Origin of the sequence: Sphingomonas montanisoli (genome assembly GCF_008274695.1) — a bacterium.
Taxonomy (GTDB): Bacteria; Pseudomonadota; Alphaproteobacteria; order Sphingomonadales; family Sphingomonadaceae; genus Rhizorhabdus; species Rhizorhabdus montanisoli.
In genome coordinates, this window is the sequence record NZ_VTOU01000001.1 from 679,200 (window position 1) to 695,247 (window position 16,048).

15 protein-coding genes are annotated in these 16,048 nt (G+C 65.0%); 8 read left to right on the forward strand and 7 right to left on the reverse strand.

Annotation, left to right across the window (positions count from 1 at the left end; genetic code table 11):
- Window positions 1-60 precede the first annotated feature (60 nt).
- Window positions 61-363, reverse strand: coding sequence for a UrcA family protein (locus tag FYJ91_RS03440; RefSeq protein WP_149520861.1), 303 nt, complete (start codon window positions 361-363; stop codon window positions 61-63).
- A 276-nt stretch (window positions 364-639) separates the two neighbouring features.
- Here FYJ91_RS03440 and FYJ91_RS03445 point away from each other — a divergent pair, with 276 nt between their 5' ends.
- Together FYJ91_RS03445 and FYJ91_RS03450 are read left to right on the forward strand one after the other, a co-directional pair.
- Window positions 640-888 carry a hypothetical protein gene (locus FYJ91_RS03445; RefSeq protein ID WP_149520862.1) on the forward strand — a complete coding sequence of 83 codons (249 nt, stop codon included), beginning with the start codon at window positions 640-642 and terminating at the stop codon, window positions 886-888.
- 407 nt (window positions 889-1,295) lie between these two features.
- A complete protein-coding gene (locus tag FYJ91_RS03450; protein WP_181008319.1) occupies window positions 1,296-1,682 on the forward strand; it encodes a response regulator transcription factor in 387 nt (128 codons plus the stop codon).
- Here FYJ91_RS03450 and FYJ91_RS03455 read toward each other — a convergent pair whose 3' ends face one another.
- Both FYJ91_RS03455 and FYJ91_RS03460 read right to left on the reverse strand, forming a co-directional pair.
- A complete protein-coding gene (locus FYJ91_RS03455) occupies window positions 1,683-3,077 on the reverse strand; it encodes an L-serine ammonia-lyase (RefSeq protein WP_149520864.1) in 1,395 nt (464 codons plus the stop codon).
- A gap of 340 nt (window positions 3,078-3,417) precedes the next feature.
- Entirely contained in the window at window positions 3,418-5,253 is a 1,836-nt protein-coding gene (locus tag FYJ91_RS03460; protein ID WP_149520865.1) for a phosphoenolpyruvate carboxykinase (GTP), read from the reverse strand.
- 106 nt (window positions 5,254-5,359) lie between these two features.
- Here FYJ91_RS03460 and FYJ91_RS03465 point away from each other — a divergent pair, with 106 nt between their 5' ends.
- Together FYJ91_RS03465 and FYJ91_RS03470 are read left to right on the forward strand one after the other, a co-directional pair.
- On the forward strand, window positions 5,360-6,544 hold the full coding sequence (locus FYJ91_RS03465; protein ID WP_149520866.1) for a LysR family transcriptional regulator: 1,185 nt from the start codon (window positions 5,360-5,362) through the stop codon (window positions 6,542-6,544).
- Window positions 6,545-7,052: 508 nt separating this feature from the next.
- Complete coding sequence (locus FYJ91_RS03470) at window positions 7,053-8,108, forward strand: endonuclease/exonuclease/phosphatase family protein (RefSeq protein WP_149520867.1); 1,056 nt, start codon at window positions 7,053-7,055, stop codon at window positions 8,106-8,108.
- A 131-nt stretch (window positions 8,109-8,239) separates the two neighbouring features.
- On the opposite strand, the gene FYJ91_RS03475 is transcribed toward FYJ91_RS03470, so the two are convergent.
- Complete coding sequence (locus FYJ91_RS03475; protein WP_181008320.1) at window positions 8,240-9,142, reverse strand: LysR family transcriptional regulator; 903 nt, start codon at window positions 9,140-9,142, stop codon at window positions 8,240-8,242.
- A 135-nt stretch (window positions 9,143-9,277) separates the two neighbouring features.
- Between FYJ91_RS03475 and FYJ91_RS03480 the strand changes: the two genes are divergently transcribed.
- The 3 genes from FYJ91_RS03480 to FYJ91_RS03490 are packed head-to-tail and all read left to right on the forward strand — an operon-like array spanning window position 9,278 to window position 12,450.
- Window positions 9,278-11,068, forward strand: a complete 1,791-nt coding sequence (locus FYJ91_RS03480; RefSeq protein ID WP_149520869.1) for an N-acyl-D-amino-acid deacylase family protein — start codon at window positions 9,278-9,280, stop codon at window positions 11,066-11,068.
- On the forward strand, window positions 11,065-11,898 hold the full coding sequence (locus FYJ91_RS03485) for a TauD/TfdA dioxygenase family protein (protein ID WP_149520870.1): 834 nt from the start codon (window positions 11,065-11,067) through the stop codon (window positions 11,896-11,898). Before FYJ91_RS03480 ends, FYJ91_RS03485 begins: the two co-directional genes overlap by 4 nt.
- A 39-nt stretch (window positions 11,899-11,937) precedes the next feature.
- Window positions 11,938-12,450, forward strand: a complete 513-nt coding sequence (locus FYJ91_RS03490) for a hypothetical protein (RefSeq protein WP_149520871.1) — start codon at window positions 11,938-11,940, stop codon at window positions 12,448-12,450.
- 136 nt (window positions 12,451-12,586) lie between these two features.
- Here the strand turns inward: FYJ91_RS03490 and FYJ91_RS03495 are convergent, their stop codons facing one another.
- The 3 genes from FYJ91_RS03495 to FYJ91_RS03505 are packed head-to-tail and all read right to left on the reverse strand — an operon-like array spanning window position 12,587 to window position 14,999.
- Complete coding sequence (locus tag FYJ91_RS03495; RefSeq protein ID WP_181008321.1) at window positions 12,587-13,543, reverse strand: LLM class flavin-dependent oxidoreductase; 957 nt, start codon at window positions 13,541-13,543, stop codon at window positions 12,587-12,589.
- A gap of 11 nt (window positions 13,544-13,554) precedes the next feature.
- Window positions 13,555-14,352, reverse strand: coding sequence for an SDR family NAD(P)-dependent oxidoreductase (locus FYJ91_RS03500; RefSeq protein ID WP_149520873.1), 798 nt, complete (start codon window positions 14,350-14,352; stop codon window positions 13,555-13,557).
- Window positions 14,349-14,999, reverse strand: a complete 651-nt coding sequence (locus tag FYJ91_RS03505) for an SDR family oxidoreductase (RefSeq protein WP_181008322.1) — start codon at window positions 14,997-14,999, stop codon at window positions 14,349-14,351. The genes FYJ91_RS03500 and FYJ91_RS03505 overlap by 4 nt, the downstream gene beginning before the upstream one ends.
- Before the next feature lie 184 nt (window positions 15,000-15,183).
- Here FYJ91_RS03505 and FYJ91_RS03510 point away from each other — a divergent pair, with 184 nt between their 5' ends.
- On the forward strand, window positions 15,184-16,044 hold the full coding sequence (locus tag FYJ91_RS03510; protein ID WP_149520875.1) for an SDR family NAD(P)-dependent oxidoreductase: 861 nt from the start codon (window positions 15,184-15,186) through the stop codon (window positions 16,042-16,044).
- Window positions 16,045-16,048: the final 4 nt, after the last annotated feature.

A 16,048-nucleotide genomic window follows, 5' to 3' on the forward strand; every position in this document is an offset into this window, starting at 1 on the left:
GTCACGATGTCCGCCGGGCCTTGCCGGAAGTTCAGGCCCGGCGGTTCGTGAGCATCGGCATCAACGCGATGCCAGCACCACGCCTGCGTGGGTTGCATCCGTCATCTGCTGGCGAGCGATGCTGACCGTCTTCTGGCGGCACACCGCAGTCACGATCGCAGCTTCGCGGCGGCCGCAGACCTTGTCGGCGGCGCGGTGCAGGCGGCCCTGCAGTTCGGTGTTGCCCTGCTCGCTGTTCAGGTCGAGGTCGCCATAGGCGACCGTCACGGCGGGTGCGGCGTTCACCGGAGCGGCGAAGGCGATGTTCACGGTGGCAGCCGCAACGGCGGCAACGGCGGCGAAGATCTTGTTGGTGGCGTTCATTCTAAGTCCCTTTCTCAACTGGCGTTTATCGATGCCAGGTACACTGCAGAGACTGTGCCAGTTATAAAAATCCAATAAAATCAACAAATGACCGACTCGCCGTAGGATTTTTAACGCCACAATTTAGTCTATATTACCATAATTCGGTATATTGATCGTTTCGGACCCGAATGATTGTTGAAAGCTTCCGATCGTTCTGGCAGTTCAGGTTCAGCGTCAGGCAACCTAAGCTTGCGCATCTCGTTGTTCGTTCGAATAGCGTTAGGAGAGTTAATCGTGAGCCCGACTTCCGTTCCAGAGGACTCAACGCCGCCCTGGCCCGCCAACCCGCTGCCCCACACGCTCGACGCGACGACCGTCAAGCCCGCCCCCAAGACCAAGAAGAAGGTCGAAGAGGATGCGAATAAGGGCAAGGCGAACATCAAGAAGATCGCTGGCGTGGGTGCCGCAGTCGGCATCGGTTCCGCCGCGATCGTCGCCGCCTTGCTCTACACGAACCGCCGCAAGGACGCGGCGAAGGACTAGTCTGCGGTTGCCCATCCGCACGCAGACGACGTGCGGCGGCAAAGGCCTGGACAGCATCGGCCTGCTCCACAGCAAGCCGAGCTGTTCGATTCAGCGTGAAGCCAGAACAGCGATTCGCGGGCCGTCGCGCTGCTTAGGGCGTAAAATGACGCCCTGTTTTGGGACGAATCCGCACCTTACCGGCGCCGCTTTCGTGACGCAGACGCCCGCAACTATCTGGCCGAAATACAAAAACAGAGAATCCCGTCGCGCCAAGGCCGACGCGGAAACGCAAACGTTGCGCAAACGGTAGAATGGCTTCAAAAGTACCGCGCGGTTCGGCGTCGCGTCACGAAGCGTGCTTCAATTGTTCAGTGTCGGGATGGGAGCTGCAGAATGCTGTCTGTGCGGCGTGGTGCTTTTCGCTGATGACAGACTGCGTCGTGCACATCGTCGACGATGACGAGGTCGTCCTCCATTCGGCGGCCTGTCTGGTCGAAGCGGCGGGCTATACGGTGCGCTGCTACACGTCCGGGCGCCATCTCCTCGATCTCGCTGACCTCTCGGGTGTTATCCTGCTCGACATCGACATGCCCGACCTCGATGGCCTCGCGGTTCAGCGGGCGCTCGCCAGCCGATTGCCGGCACTGCCGGTGATCTTCCTGACCGGACATGGTGACGACATCATGGAGGCACGCGCGCTTGAGGCTGGCGCGATCGGCTTCATCGCCAAGCCAGTGCACCAGGAAGTGCTGCTGAACGCCATTGCCGCAGGTTTCGAAGCCGCCCGGCAGGCGCGCCGCAGCCACGCCTGATCAGCATTCGACGACGTTGACCGCGAGCCCGCCCAGGCTCGTCTCCTTATATTTGGATCGCATGTCCTCGCCCGTCTGGCGCATCGTTTCGATGACGGCATCCAGGCTGACGATATGGCGCCCGTCGCCGTGGAGCGCGAGATAGGCGGCGTTGATAGCCTTGATCGCCCCCATCGTGTTGCGCTCTATACAGGGGATCTGGACGAGCCCGCCGATCGGATCGCAGGTGAGGCCCAGATTATGCTCCATCCCGATCTCGGCAGCATTTTCGATCTGCGCATTGGTCGCGCCCAGCGCCGCGGCGAGACCGGCGGCCGCCATCGAGCAGGCGACGCCCACTTCCCCCTGACACCCCATCTCCGCCGCCGAGATCGACGCGCGCTTCTTGTAGAGGAAGCCGATCGCCGCCGCCGTCGTCAGGAACAGCCGCGCGCCTGCGCGGGTCGGCGCCGCAGTGAACACCTCATAATATTTGAGAACGGCGGGCAGAACGCCTGCGGCCCCGTTGGTGGGCGCCGTGACGACGCGGCCCCCCGCCGCATTCTCCTCATTCACCGCCAGCGCCCACAGGCTCACCCATTCGAACACCGCGGACGGATCGCTGCGTGGGCCGCGCGCAGTCAGACTGGCATGTAGGTCGCGCGCACGGCGCCGCACCTTCAGGCCACCGGGCAATTCCCCCTCCCCGCGCAGGCCACGGTCGATACAGCCGAACATCGCGGCACGGACGGCGTCTAGAAAGGCGTCGCTCTCCTCCTGCGGTCGCCACGCCAATTCGTTCGCCGCGACGATTTCGCCGATCGACAGGCCAGTCCGATCGCCCGCCGCCAACAACTCGGCCGCCGACGAAAAAGGGTGGGCCAGCGCGAAATTCACGCGCGGCGCGACGGCGCCTTCCTGCAGGATCGAGCCGCCTCCGATCGAGAACCACGTCTGCTCCTCGCTCGCACCGTCGGCATAGGTCGCGGTAAATCGCATCGCATTGGCGTGGCCCGCGAGGAACTCGCCCTTGCGGAACAGCAGGTCGCTCGCCTCGTCGAAATCGATCGGTCGAACACCACCCAATGTCAGCCTACGCCCGGCGCGGATCGTCGCGATCCTGTCGACGATGCTGTCCGGGTCGATCGCCTCGGGCGTCTGCCCGGATAGTCCCAGAAGGATCGCGACATCGGTCGAGTGGCCACGTCCCGTGAGCGCAAGCGAGCCGAACAGTTCGCAGACCACCCGCACGACATCGCCCTGCTCTACCGCCCATTGCGCGAAGGCAAAGGCGGCGCGCATCGGGCCCACGGTGTGCGAACTCGAAGGGCCTATCCCGATCGTGAACAATTCCGTGATGCTGATCGCCCGTTCGACATCGGGGCGTTCGGCAGCTGGTGCGGCATCGGCGATCATCGCGGCATCATAGGCGCAGATCGGTCGAAGCTGAACTCCCCGTCAGCAACGGAACAGAAACACTGTTCGCGCCTTCTATCCTTCGACCCTGATCAACGGGGCGGAGGAATTGAAATGCGGTCCATTTTCCTTTGGCTTATCGGCGTGCCGATCCCGATCATCCTGCTGCTGGCGTTCTGCACCCACCACCTCTGATCAAACTGCCCCAGAAGCACGTCATCCCAGCGAAAGCTGGGATCTCATGAGGTGAAGCGCCTCGCGCCTCTCCAGAGATCCCAGCGTCCGCTGGGATGACGACACCAGGTCTAAGGCGCGGACCGCGAGATCCGCGCAGCAGATATCAGCCCAGTCGTGCTTCGAGCGCTTCCTGTTCCGCCCAGATGCCGGGCGAGACGCGATCGCCGAGCTTACGAAGATCGGCCGCACTGAGCTTGGCTTCCTCGCGCCAGATCTCGCGATCGACGGTCAGCAGTTCTTCCATCGCACCGGCGGGCATGTCGATGCCGCTCAGGTCGATGCCGTCAGCGGTAGGCTGTAGACCGATCGGCGTTTCCACCGCATCCGCCGTGCCCTCGGCACGCCCGACGATCCACTTCAGGACGCGCGAATTGTCGCCGAAGCCCGGCCACAGGAACTTGCCGTTCGCGCCCTTGCGGAACCAGTTGACCAGATAGATCTTCGGCAGCTTGTGCGCGTCGGCGCGTGCGCCGATGCCCAGCCAATGGCTGAAATAGTCAGCCATGTTGTAGCCGCAGAAGGGCAGCATCGCGAACGGATCGCGGCGCAACTCGCCGATCTTGTTCTCGGCAGCGGCCGTGCCTTCCGACGCGATGTTGGCGGCCAGATAGACACCATGGCGCCAGTCGAAGCTCTCGGTCACCAGCGGGATCGCCGATGCGCGACGACCGCCGAACAGGATCGCCGAGATCGGAACGCCGGCAGGATCCGCCCACTCGTCCGCGATCGACGGGCACTGGGCGGCGGGAACAGCGAAGCGAGCGTTCGGGTGTGCCGCCGGGGTGCCCTTGTCGGGGCTCCAGGCTTCGCCGCGCCAATCGATCAGGTTTTCGGGCGGGGTATCGGTCAGCCCCTCCCACCACACGTCACCATCGGTGGTGATCGCAGTGTTGGTGTAGATCGTGTTGGCGAACAACGTGTCGACCGCATTCTTGTTGGTCTTCACGCCCGTGCCCGGCGCCACGCCGAAGAAGCCCGCTTCCGGATTGATCGCATAGAGGCGGCCATCCGCGCCGAAGCGCATCCAGGCGATATCGTCACCGATCGTCTCGGCCTTCCAGCCGGGGATGGTCGGTTCGAGCATCGCCATGTTGGTCTTGCCGCACGCGCTGGGGAAGGCCGCCGCGACATAATGGACCGCGCCTTCGGGCGAGGTGAGCTTGAGGATGAGCATATGCTCGGCAAGCCATCCCTCATCGCGTGCCATCACCGAAGCGATGCGCAGCGCGAAGCACTTCTTGCCCAGCAGTGCGTTGCCACCATAGCCCGAACCATAAGACCAGATTTCGCGCGATTCCGGGAAATGGACGATCCACTTGTCGGGGTTGCACGGCCACGGCACGTCCTGCTGGCCCGCCGCGAGCGGTGCGCCGACCGAGTGGACGCACTTCACGAAGAAGCCGCCCTCGCCCAGCATATCGAGCGCGCCTTTGCCCATGCGCGTCATAACCCGCATGGAAAGCACGACATAGGCGCTGTCGGTCAGCTCGACGCCGATCGCGCTCTTGTCCGAACCCAGCGGGCCCATGCAGAAGGGGACGACATACATCGTGCGGCCACGCATGCAGCCTTCGAACAGGCCGTCCAGCGTCGCGCGGGTTTCGGCCGGGTCGCGCCAGTTGTTGGTGGGGCCGGCATCCTCGGGACGATCCGAGCAGATGAAGGTGCGGCTTTCGACACGCGCGACATCGCCGGGGTCGGACCGTGCATAAAAGCTGTTCGGGCGCTTCTCCGGATCGAGCGCAATCAGCGTGCCGGCGGCGACAAGCTCGGCGGCGAGCTCCGAAGCTTCGGCTTCCGAACCGTTGCACCAGCGGATCGAGTCGGGCTGGGTGAAGGCAGCAATCTGCTCGACCCATTCGATAAGAGCAGCGTTATTCGTGGGCGCTGCGATGAGCTCGGGAGCGGATGCCTCCTGAACGGCGGAACTGGGCGTCATACTATCCACTCCTGGCCAAGTGATTGACGCAATGATCGCGGCTCTTCGCCTTTCGATCAAATATGAATAGTGGAGAGATATAAGCTGATGTTAAACGTGACATGAAATGGCGAATCCATACGGCCTGAATTTTCGACACCTGCGCCTGCTGGCGATGATCGACAGCTATGGCAGCGTGAGCATCGCGGCGCGGAATGCCGGGATTTCCCAGCCCGCGCTCACCCAGGCGCTCAGCAAGCTCGAGGCGAGCTTCGGCGCGTCCTTCTTCCATCGGACGCCCGCAGGCGTAACGCTGACGGCGATCGGCACACGGGTGCTCAAGCGCGTCGATCGGGCGATGGAGACGCTGGGCAAGGCGATTCGCGCAACCAAGGGCGCGCAGGGCGCGCGCGACTCCGAACGGCTGCTGAGCAGCGCGCAGGTGCGCGGACTGCTCAGTCTGGCCGAAGCCGGCAGTTTCGTAGGCGCGGCCAAGACGGCGGACGTATCGGTGCCCGCGCTGCACCGCGCCGTCCGCGATCTGGAGCAATTGTGCGGCGTGTCGCTGGTGCGGCGATCGGGGCGTGGCGTCTCGTTGACCGACGCCGGAACCCGGCTGTCGCGTGGTTTCGGGCTGGCGATGTCGGAGCTTTCGACCGCGCTCGACGAATGCGGCGGCGGTGGGCAGCGGCTGGCGATCGGGGCAATGGCCCTCTCGCGATCCTCGCTGCTGCCCGCGACCCTCGCCGAACTGCTGCGGCAGGTGCCCGAGGCGACGATCGACGTGATCGACGGATCCTATCTGGAGCTGGTCGACTTCCTGCGATCGGGCCGGATCGATTCGCTGATCGGCGCGCTGCGCGATCATCCGGCGCGCGATCTGCATCAGGAACCCCTGTTCACCAATCGGCTGACCATTATCGGCCGCGCCGATCATCCGCTGGCCAAAGGCACCGCAAGCTTCGAGGATCTCGCCGCTTATCCCTGGATCGTCGCGCGGCGCGCATCGGGCCTGCTCGAAAAATGGCAGGAGATGTTCGATCAGGCGGGCAAGCCGCGCCCGACCGCGCCGATCCAGTGCGGCTCGGTAGAGCTGATCCGCGGGATGCTGATGCGCTCCGACTTCCTCACCATGCTGTCCACCGATCAGGTCGCGACGGAGATCGAGGCGGGCGCGCTGCGGCGGATCGACAGCATCGTGCCCGATACCATGCGCCGCATCGGCATCATCACCCGGCGCGAATGGCATCCCACCCCATTGCAGGACCTGTTCATTTCGACGCTGAAGACGGTTGCCGAGGCGGATGGGTGAAAGGCTGTGTGAAGGCGAAGGCCACAATGGTTGTGGCTTTTGTGGCTTTTGGATTCGGGGCGTGAAATCCGGGACTTAGCGCGAATGAGGGGCTGCATTGGGACGAGATCCCCTCTCCTCGTCATTGCGAGCATAGCGAAGCAATCCAGGCCCGCACTGGAGATGGTTGCGAGCCTCTCCAGTGCGGGCCTGGATTGTTTCGTCGCCTTCGGCTCCTCGCAATGACGAGAGAAGGAGGAGAGATGGCTGCACATCGGCGATAGCTGCAAGGCTCCACCCGGCGCACGCGCCAGACAGGCGAACAGGTGGCCGAACAAAGCGGCGACGATAAGAATCCCGAAAACGGCCAACATCAGCTTCCCCCACCAAGCCAATTGCGTCGAATAGAACAAAAAGAGAACATTGTCAAGAGCGCGCGGGAAACTAGCCACGTTGCGATAATCGCAGGAAACAAATCGCGCTCACAAACGTCGAGCATATCGACGGACCGATCGGGCGGGAGACGAGGATGATAGCAAGGATCAAGGCAACCTGCCTTGCCGCGCTGACGCTCGTCATCGCGTCGCACCCCGTGCCCGTGAGCCCGGGGGCGCAGACCACCGGCGGCGCGATCTTCACCGACTATTCGGCGAACCGACCCGGCGAGATCAACCTCCTCACCTACAATGTCGCAGCCCTACCCTGGCCGATTGCGAACCGCACCGACGCGCTGAACGCCATCGCCGCGCGGCTGAAGACGCTGCGCAGCACCGGCGCCGCGCCGCAGATCGTGGTGGTGCAGGAGGCGTTTACGGACGAGGCGCAGGCGATCGGGCGTGCGGCGGGCTATCGCTATCAGGCGATCGGCCCCGGCCCGGACGATGCACGGCCGAAGGTGGCGCTGGCGGCCGATTTCGTGCGCGACCGGACATGGTATCGCGCCGAAAAGAGCGATCCGACGCTCGACAGCGGCCTTGCCATCTTTTCCGATTTTCCGATCCTTGCGACGCGCAGCGTGCCCTTTGCCGCCTGTGCGGGGATCGACTGCGCGGCGAACAAGGGCGTGCTGATCGCGACAATCAAGGTGCCGGGCCTGCCCGAACCGATCGAGGTAGCGACCACCCACCTCAATTCGCGCGCGGCCTCGCTCACCAGCCCCGAGCGCAATCTCTACGCCTATCGCGCGCAGCTTGATGCGATCGACACGGCGCTGGCGGCGTCGGGCGGCAAGCATGTCCGGCTGTTCGCGGGCGACTTCAACGTCCACTCGCCCGATCGCCTCGCCGCGCTGCAGGCGCATAGCCGCCGGTGGAAGGTGCAGCCCGCAACTGCGATGGGAATGGTTCGTATGCCCGCCAGCTATTGCGGCGTGCCGGGCGAAACATCGTGCGGATACGAACTGCCGATCGCGTCCAACCTGCCGCTGGGCGACGCGACCGACTGGCAATTCTTCGCGGGCAACAGGACAACCGACATCAGGCCACTGCGCCGGGTGCAATTGTTCGGCCGCGACACCAATGGCGCGATGCTGTCCGACCATATCGGGTACAGCGTGGTTTATCGGCTAAGTGAACGGCGGGTTTGAGACATTATCCTCCCCCGCCAGGGGGAGGTGTCAGCGCGAGCTGACGGAGGGGGAGGACAGAGGCTCATCGAGTTGGTCGCCGCCCTCCCCCTCCGTCGCCTTCGGCGCCACCTCCCCCTGGCGGGGGAGGATCAGGATTGGGGCGCCTGAACGTAGGCCCGCGTCGCCCTGACAAAGTCCATCAGCACCGGATCCTGATTGGCGCGCATCCAGATGAGGTCGACGTCGAGGCTGACCTGAAGTTCGGGCACCGGGCGCATGACGACGCCGTTGGGGAGCGCGTTGCGGACGGATTCGTTGACGAAGCCGATCCCCGTTCCGCGCGCGATCAGGGCAAGCTGGAGGAAGACGTCGCCCCCGACCTCCAGCGCGACGCGCGGCTTGAAGCCGTGCGCATGGAAGGCGGCGTGCAGCTTCGCCTGGCCCAGGAAATACTGGTCCATCGAGACGGTGACGAACGCCTGATCACGCAGTTGATCGAAGGTCAGGCTGTCGTGGACCGCGAGCGGATGATCCTCCCGCATCACCACGATGAAGCGATCGCTGACGATCGGGAGATAGTCGATTTCGGGCAGCTGGCTCGATCGTTCGATGATGAAGCCCGCGTCGATCTTGCGGTTGCGCAGGGCGGCCAGTTGTTCGGTCGACGACATGTTGATCAGTTGCAGGTCCACGCGCGGACGCGCGGCGATGTAGGAGGCGACCGCGCCCGTTGCGAGCGGGCTGAGCACCGCGAGCTTGATCATCGAGACGGTGAGTTGCCCCGTCGTGCCGTCGGCAACGCGGCGCGCATGATCGTAGGTCGCATCGACCTGCGCGAGCAGGCGGCGGGCATCGTCGAGCATCACGCGGCCCACCGGCGTCACCTTCGCACCGTGAGTCGATCGTTCGAGCAGGGGGGCGCCCACCGTCGCTTCGAGCAGGGCGATATGCCGCGACAATGCCGATTGCGCGATGTTGAGATCGGCCGCAGCCCGACTGAAGCTTTCGCGTTCGGCGACGGCCACGAAATAGCGAAAGCGTCTCAACGACATAACAGCCTCCCAAGACGCCATCTTATTTTGCGATGGAGCCGCCGCCAATCTGTATTGGACAGGATCGGCCACGCCAGAGAAACAGGCGCCACTTCCGGCAGACCGGACGAGATAAGACGGAGAAGGAGGGCAGCCATGACCGTCCATATCGACAGCTGGACCGACCAGCATTTCGACCTGATCATTCGCGGCGGCATGGTCGTCGACGGCACCGGCCTGCCGCGGCGGCGGGTCGACCTGGGCATAAGCGGCGGCAAGGTGGTGGCGATCGCGAAGCTCGACGGGTGCCGGGCCGATGACGAGATCGACGCGACGGGCATGATCGTCGCCCCCGGCATCGTCGATCCGCACACGCATTACGACCCGCAGATCACGTTCGATCCGCACGCGACCATGTCGTGCTTCCACGGCGTGACCACCGTGGTCGCGGGCAATTGCGGCTTTTCGGTCGCGCCTGTGCGGCATGATGACATCGAGTTCCTGACCGATATCTTCGCGAGCGTCGAGGATATGAACCCGGTCGCGCTGAGCGGTGTGCCGTGGGACAATTTCGAAAGCTTTCCGGAGTTTCTGGGATCGCTGCACGGCAAATTGGGCGTCAATTTCGCCTGCTATGTCGGCCATTCGAACGTCCGCCGCTGGGTGATGGGCGACGATTGCTACGACAAGGAAGCGACGCCGGAGCAGATCGTCGCGATGCAGGCGATCGTGGCCGAGGCGATTTCGGCGGGCGCGGCGGGGCTCTCCTCGTCGTCCGCCCCCACCCATCTGGATATCAAGGGGCGTCCGGTGCCGTCGCGCGCGGCGACCAAGGAGGAACTGATCGCTTTGGTCGAGACCGCGGGCCGCACCCGGCCGGGTTCGATCTGCTATCTGCCGCAAAGCGCAATCGGCGGACTGAACGAGCAGGATCAGAACCTGCTGATCGAACTGGGGCTGGCCGGCGGCATCCCTGTGATCATCCAGGGGCTGGGCGGGCGCAGCAAGGTCGACGCGCCGACCGCGACCTGGGATGCGTGCGTCGATTTCCTGGCCGATGCGACCGCGCAAGGATCGCCGGTCTATTCGTTGCTGATCACGCGGCCGTTCGATCGCACGGTCGAGATCGGGCCCAACAACGTCCATTATCGCGCGGTTTTCGACTTTCACGACTTCCTCAATCTGCCGATCGAGGAAAGGCGCGCGGCGGCGAAGGATCCGACGTGGCGCGACAGGCTGCGCACCTCCATCGAGAACTACAATCGCGATCCGGCCAAGGGCACGACCCTGCCGCCGCCCAGCCTTGCGACCGTGTTCGTCGTGCAGGTGGCCGAGGAGCGCAATCGCTGGGCCGAGGGAATGACCGTCAAGCAGCTGGGCGAAAAGCTGGGCATCGCGCCGATGGACGCGCTGCTCGACCTCGCGCTCGACGAGGATTTCCGGACCAACTTCCGCTGGCGCACCGAAACGCCCGAATGGAGCGAGGCCGTGGGGATCGCGCAGAAGCATCCCAACATGATCGTCGGCACGTCCGACGGCGGCGCGCATCTGCACAAGGATGACGGGGCCGACTGGTCCTCCTACTTCCTGCGCAGCTGGGTGCTCGATCGCGGCGCGTGGACGCTGGAAGAAGGCATTCGGCAGATCACGCAGGTGCCGGCGGCACTGCTGGGCTTCAGCGATCGCGGCACGCTGAAGGTCGGCGGCTGGGCGGACATCATGGTGTTCGATCCGGCGACGATCGCGCCGTGGCGCAAGGAGTTCGCGCACACGCTGCCGGGTGGCATCGGCCGCTGGCAGGCGCTGGGCAAGGGCGTGGCGGCGACGATCGTCAATGGCGTGCCGATCGTGCTCAACGGCGAACTGACCGGCAAGCTGCCGGGCCATATCGTCTCGCCGGGATCGGAAGGCCAGACAGCGGCTCCGGCGCTGGAGGCCGCCCAATGATCGAAGTTCGCAAGCTCACCGGCGCGATCGGCGCCGAGATAGCTGGCATCGACCTGGCGGGGGAGATTTCGGACGAGGCTGTGACGACAGTGATGGACGCGCTGCACGACAATTATGTCGTGTTCTTCCGCAACCAGAAGCCGCTGTCGGAGGAGGAGCATATCCGCGCGGGCCGCCGTTTCGGCGTGCTCGACAAATCCGAGGTGCAGCCCAAGCCGACCGCCCATCCCGAAATCCTGATCCTCGATCAGATGACGGGCAAGGGCCAGGGCGCCGAGCTGTTCCACCGCGACCGCACCTTCCTGGAAAATCCGCCGCTGGGATCGATCCTGCAGTGCATGAAGAAGCCCGATATCGGCGGCGACACCTGCTGGGCGAGTTCCGTCGCGGCCTATGAGGCGCTGTCGAAACCGATGCAGGAGTTCATCGACGGGCTTTACGCTACCCATTCGATCCAGCGCCTCGCCTCGCGCAGCCAGGTCGTCCGCGACACGCTGGGCGACAAGATCCACAGCTGGCCGAGCGCAGTGCATCCGCTGGTCGAGGTGCATCCGGTGACGGGGCGCAAGGCGCTCAACGTCAACGCCAACTGGACGACGGCGATCGAGGGGGTGAGCGCGGACGAGAGCGAGATGCTGCTCAACTTCCTGTTCGAATATTCGAAGCGGCCGGAGTTTCAGGTGCGGTTCCAGTGGAACCTGAACGACGTCGCCTTCTGGGACAATCGCACCGCGCTCCACTGCGCGATCGCCGATTACGACACCCGCCGCATCATGAAGCGGGTCGCGCTGAGCGGCCACAAGCCCAAGGGGCCGCGCGACATCAACTGAGCGTCGTTTTGACTTTCTAGGCTTTGGGAGAGGCTTGAGATGGCAGACCAGGAAGACCGATATCCGCTGCCGGATATCAACAAGAAGGTGCGGATCACCACGCTCGACGATCACCGCTGGCAGATCGTGCGCCGCCAGAAGATCGGCGACCGCACCGTCGAGGCGCGCGAGAAGTGGATGGAGTTCAACCCGCGTTACCTGTCGGCCTATGTCGAATGGGATCCGGGGATGATGATCCGCGCGCATGGCCACAACAGCGATCACATCGTGTTCGTGATGGCTGGTTCGATGATGTGCGGGGATCGCGAATGCCTGCCGGGCACGCATCTGGCGCTTGACCATGGCGACACGTTCGGGCCGTTCATCGCGGGGCCGGACGGCTGCACGACCTACATGATCATGATGGGCGATCCGGGCAGCTTCCCGGCCGACCCTGCCGGCTTCGAAAAGCTGCGGCAGGAGCGCGGCGTCGAGCAACTGCCCGACATGGATATCGAGATGCCGGCGTTCATGAAGGATCCGCGCAATGCGGTGACGAAGGACGGGAGCTGACTGAATAATCCTCCCCCGCCAGGGGGAGGTGTCAGCGCCAGCTGACGGAGGGGGAGGATGCAGCTCACTCGTTTTGAGTCGCCGCCCTCCCCTTCCGTCGCCTTCGGCGCCACCTCCCCCTGGCGGGGGAGGATTTTCAGGCCCAAGGCCACATCGCCTTGAGCTTGGCCACCATCGGGCCGAGCCGCTCGATCTGGTCCATCATCTCGTCGGGCTGCACGCCGGGCACCTGGATGCGCAGGTTGATCGCGTCGGCGTGGACGTCTCGCGCGGCCTCGGCCAACCGCTCGGCCACCTCGTCGGCCTCGCCGTTGATCAGTTGGTTGCCCTGCCAATATTGCGCGGTCGTATCGCTGCCATAGCCGCGATAGACGCCCATCTGCTTGTCCTGTCGCCCGAACGTCCCCTCCCCCATCCACACGCGGCGGATCAGGATGATCGGGCCGGTGCCCCCAGCATCACGATACTTACCGGCGAGCTCGCGCAGACGTTCGGGTGCGGTCATCGACTCGAACAGAATGCCCGCGCCGTTGGCGGCGGCGGCACGCACCCCGCGCGGCGTGGCGCTGGCGGTGACGAGGGGGACGGGAGCCTCCCGGCAATGGATGATCGCCCAGTCCTTGGCGAACTCGCCCTCCGCCTCGCCGCGCAATGCCTTCGCGATCAGGCCCAGCGAGCGGTGATAGGTTTCGATATAGTCGTCCTTCGACAGCTCCATGATGTCGAAGTCCGCCTGCCACGATCCGGTCCCCGCGCCGAAGCCGACGCGGCCGGGAAAGGCCGCGCTGAGCCAGGCGATCTCCTCGGCGATCAGCGCCCAGGGCTTCAGCGGCAGCAGGACGGGCGCGGGCGCGACCCACCCGTGCGGCATTGCGTTGAGCATCCAGCCTGCGGTCTGGATCGTGTTCGGGATATAGCCGGGGAAGCCACCGTGATGCTCCCCCATCATCACCCCGTCGAAGCCGACCTCGACAGCGCGCTTCGCCTGCGCCAGTTCGTGGCGGACAATCTCGGGTGCGGGCAAACCGTCGTGCAGGTAGATGCGGATCGATACCGATCCCGGCGCGAAAGGGGCGGTTGCAGGGTCGGCCACGGAGCGTTCCTTCACAATGTCGTGTAGCGGCCGCCGTCGACGATGATCGTCTGGCCGTTGATATAGCGGGCGCCGTCGCCGACGAGGAAGGCGACGACCGGCGCGACGTCGGTGGTCGGATCGCCGACGCGGCCGAGCGGGACGACGGTATCCATCCGCGCCTTCAATCCCGGATCGATCTCGAACGCCTTTGCGAGCGCGTCGCTGAGCGAGAGCGGAGACACGACGGACACAGCGATGCCGAGCGGCCCCCATTCGACCGCGAGGCTCTTGGCAAAGCCCCGCAACGCACCTTTCACCGCGGCATAGGCCGGCATGCGCTCCGATCCCTCCATCCCCGCAGGCGAGGTGAAGACCACGAAGCGGCCCCGCCCGCGCTTGAGATACGGCTTGGCGGTGACCGCGAGATTATAAGCGCCGCGCAACGACACGGCGACGCCGCCGCGCCACACATCCTCGTCGATGTCCTGCACCTCGCTGAGCGTCCCGCCGCCCCGACTGATCGCGTTGTGGACGACCGCGTCGAGCTTCCCGAACACCGCAATGCTGCGCTCGACTGCTTCGGTGACGTCCTCGATCCTGCTGACGTCGCCTTTCACCCAGATGGCGTGCCCGCCCTTCTCGCGGATCGCCGCCTCGGTCGCGCCGCCATTGTCTCCCGGCGACAGGATGACGATACGCGCCCCAGCATCGGCGCAGGCATGACAGATGCTCCGTCCCAACCCCGATCCGCCGCCGGTGACGAGAACAACCCGGCCGTCGATATAATGCTTCATGTTCGCCGGCTGATTTGCCTTCTTTCCGCTCATGGCGTCATCCACCTTCCGCCGTCCGCGCTGATCGTCGTGCCGGTCACGCTGCGCCACGCGGGCGTCAGCAGCGACGCCACGAGCGGTGCGATATCGTTGCGCAGATCGGGCGACGCTAAGCTCATCGCCGGAAGGCCAGGCCGCTCGAGGTCGGCTTCCTGCTCGTCCGCGAGCAATGCGCCCGGTACGGCGAGACTGTTCACCGTGATACCCAACGCCCCCCATTTGCGCGCAACGGCCTTGGCGATCGATCGCTGCCCCTCGGCGGCGGCCGCCCACGCAACCAGCCCCGCCGCGCCGGTCATCGCCAGCGACGGCTCCAGCAGGATCACCGCCCCGCCCCGTTCGCGCAGCGCATCATAGCCCGCCTTGAAGAAAGCGAGGATGTGATGGAGCGGCGCCTCGGCGATCGCGGCCCAATCCTCCGCCGACATCTTGTGGATTTTGGTCGGACGGCCCGATCGCGGGTCCACCCACGCCCAGACCAAGGCGTCGACCTTACCCAGCGCCCCAAGCGCGGCAGACACATCATCCGTGGCGCCCGGATCGATGACGGCCACGCGCGCGCCGCTTGCTTCCAGGCCCGCCGACAGTTCGGCCGCCACCGCACCGGCGCCGAACAAGGCGATAGATTTCGGATCGGTCATGCGTTTCCGCTGCTCCCTGCTGCCCGTATCGACGTCGGGCTTGGTGAAAGCGAACCATCCCGGGCACAGGCCGTCAAGCATATTGGAATAGTTTCTCCATATATCGAGAAGATCGCCAATTTATCATGTGCGCCGATCGACGACTGTGCGTTATCGATCGCCAAAAGATCGGAGAGGACAGACGATGCTCGAATTGGCGGCGGGGCTCTATGTCGTGGCGGGAGCCGGCGGCGGCGGGATTGGGACGGACACCTGTGTCCGCATCGCCGAAGCCGGCGGGACGGTGCTGGGCCTCGACAAAACCGCGCTCGGCTGTGAGACGGCCCGCGCCGTGCTGGGTGACGGGCACCGCGTTGTGCAGATCGACCTGGAGGACGAGGCCCGTCTCGAGGCAGTCCTGGCCGACGCGCAGCGCGACCTGGGCACCATACGCGGTCTTGCCAACATCGTTGGCGGCATTCCCGACCGTAAGCTGGTCGCCCCGTTGCTCGACCTAGACGGGCAGGCCAATTTCGAACGACTGATCCGGCTCAACCTGCTCCCCGGCCTCGCCGCCTCACGCGCGGTGGCGCGGATGATGCAGGCGCATGGCGAAGGCGGCAGCATCGTCAACACCGCGTCGATGGTCGGGCAGGTTTCGATGGCCTATGCCGCCGGCTATGGCGCGTCGAAAGCCGCGCTGATGAACCTGACGCGGACGATGGCGGTCGAATGGGGGCGGATCGGCATCCGCGTCAACGCCGTTTCCCCAGGCACGATCAAGACCGCGAAGATCGGCCGCGACAGCCTGAACACCAATTCGGCCGAGCAGGCGGACGCCGAAAAGGTGGCCGAGCGTGCGGTCATCCCCCTTGGCCGGCGCGGTATGCCCGACGACGTTTCGAACGTTATCCTGTTCTTCCTGTCCGATCTGTCGCGCTACGTGTCGGGGCAGATCCTCGGCGTCGACGGCGGCGCGATGGCACGCGCCCCCTATGACGATGCCGACAATATCTCGGTCTTCATCACCGACGCCGACACACGCGAACGGCTGACGCGATACTGAGCCC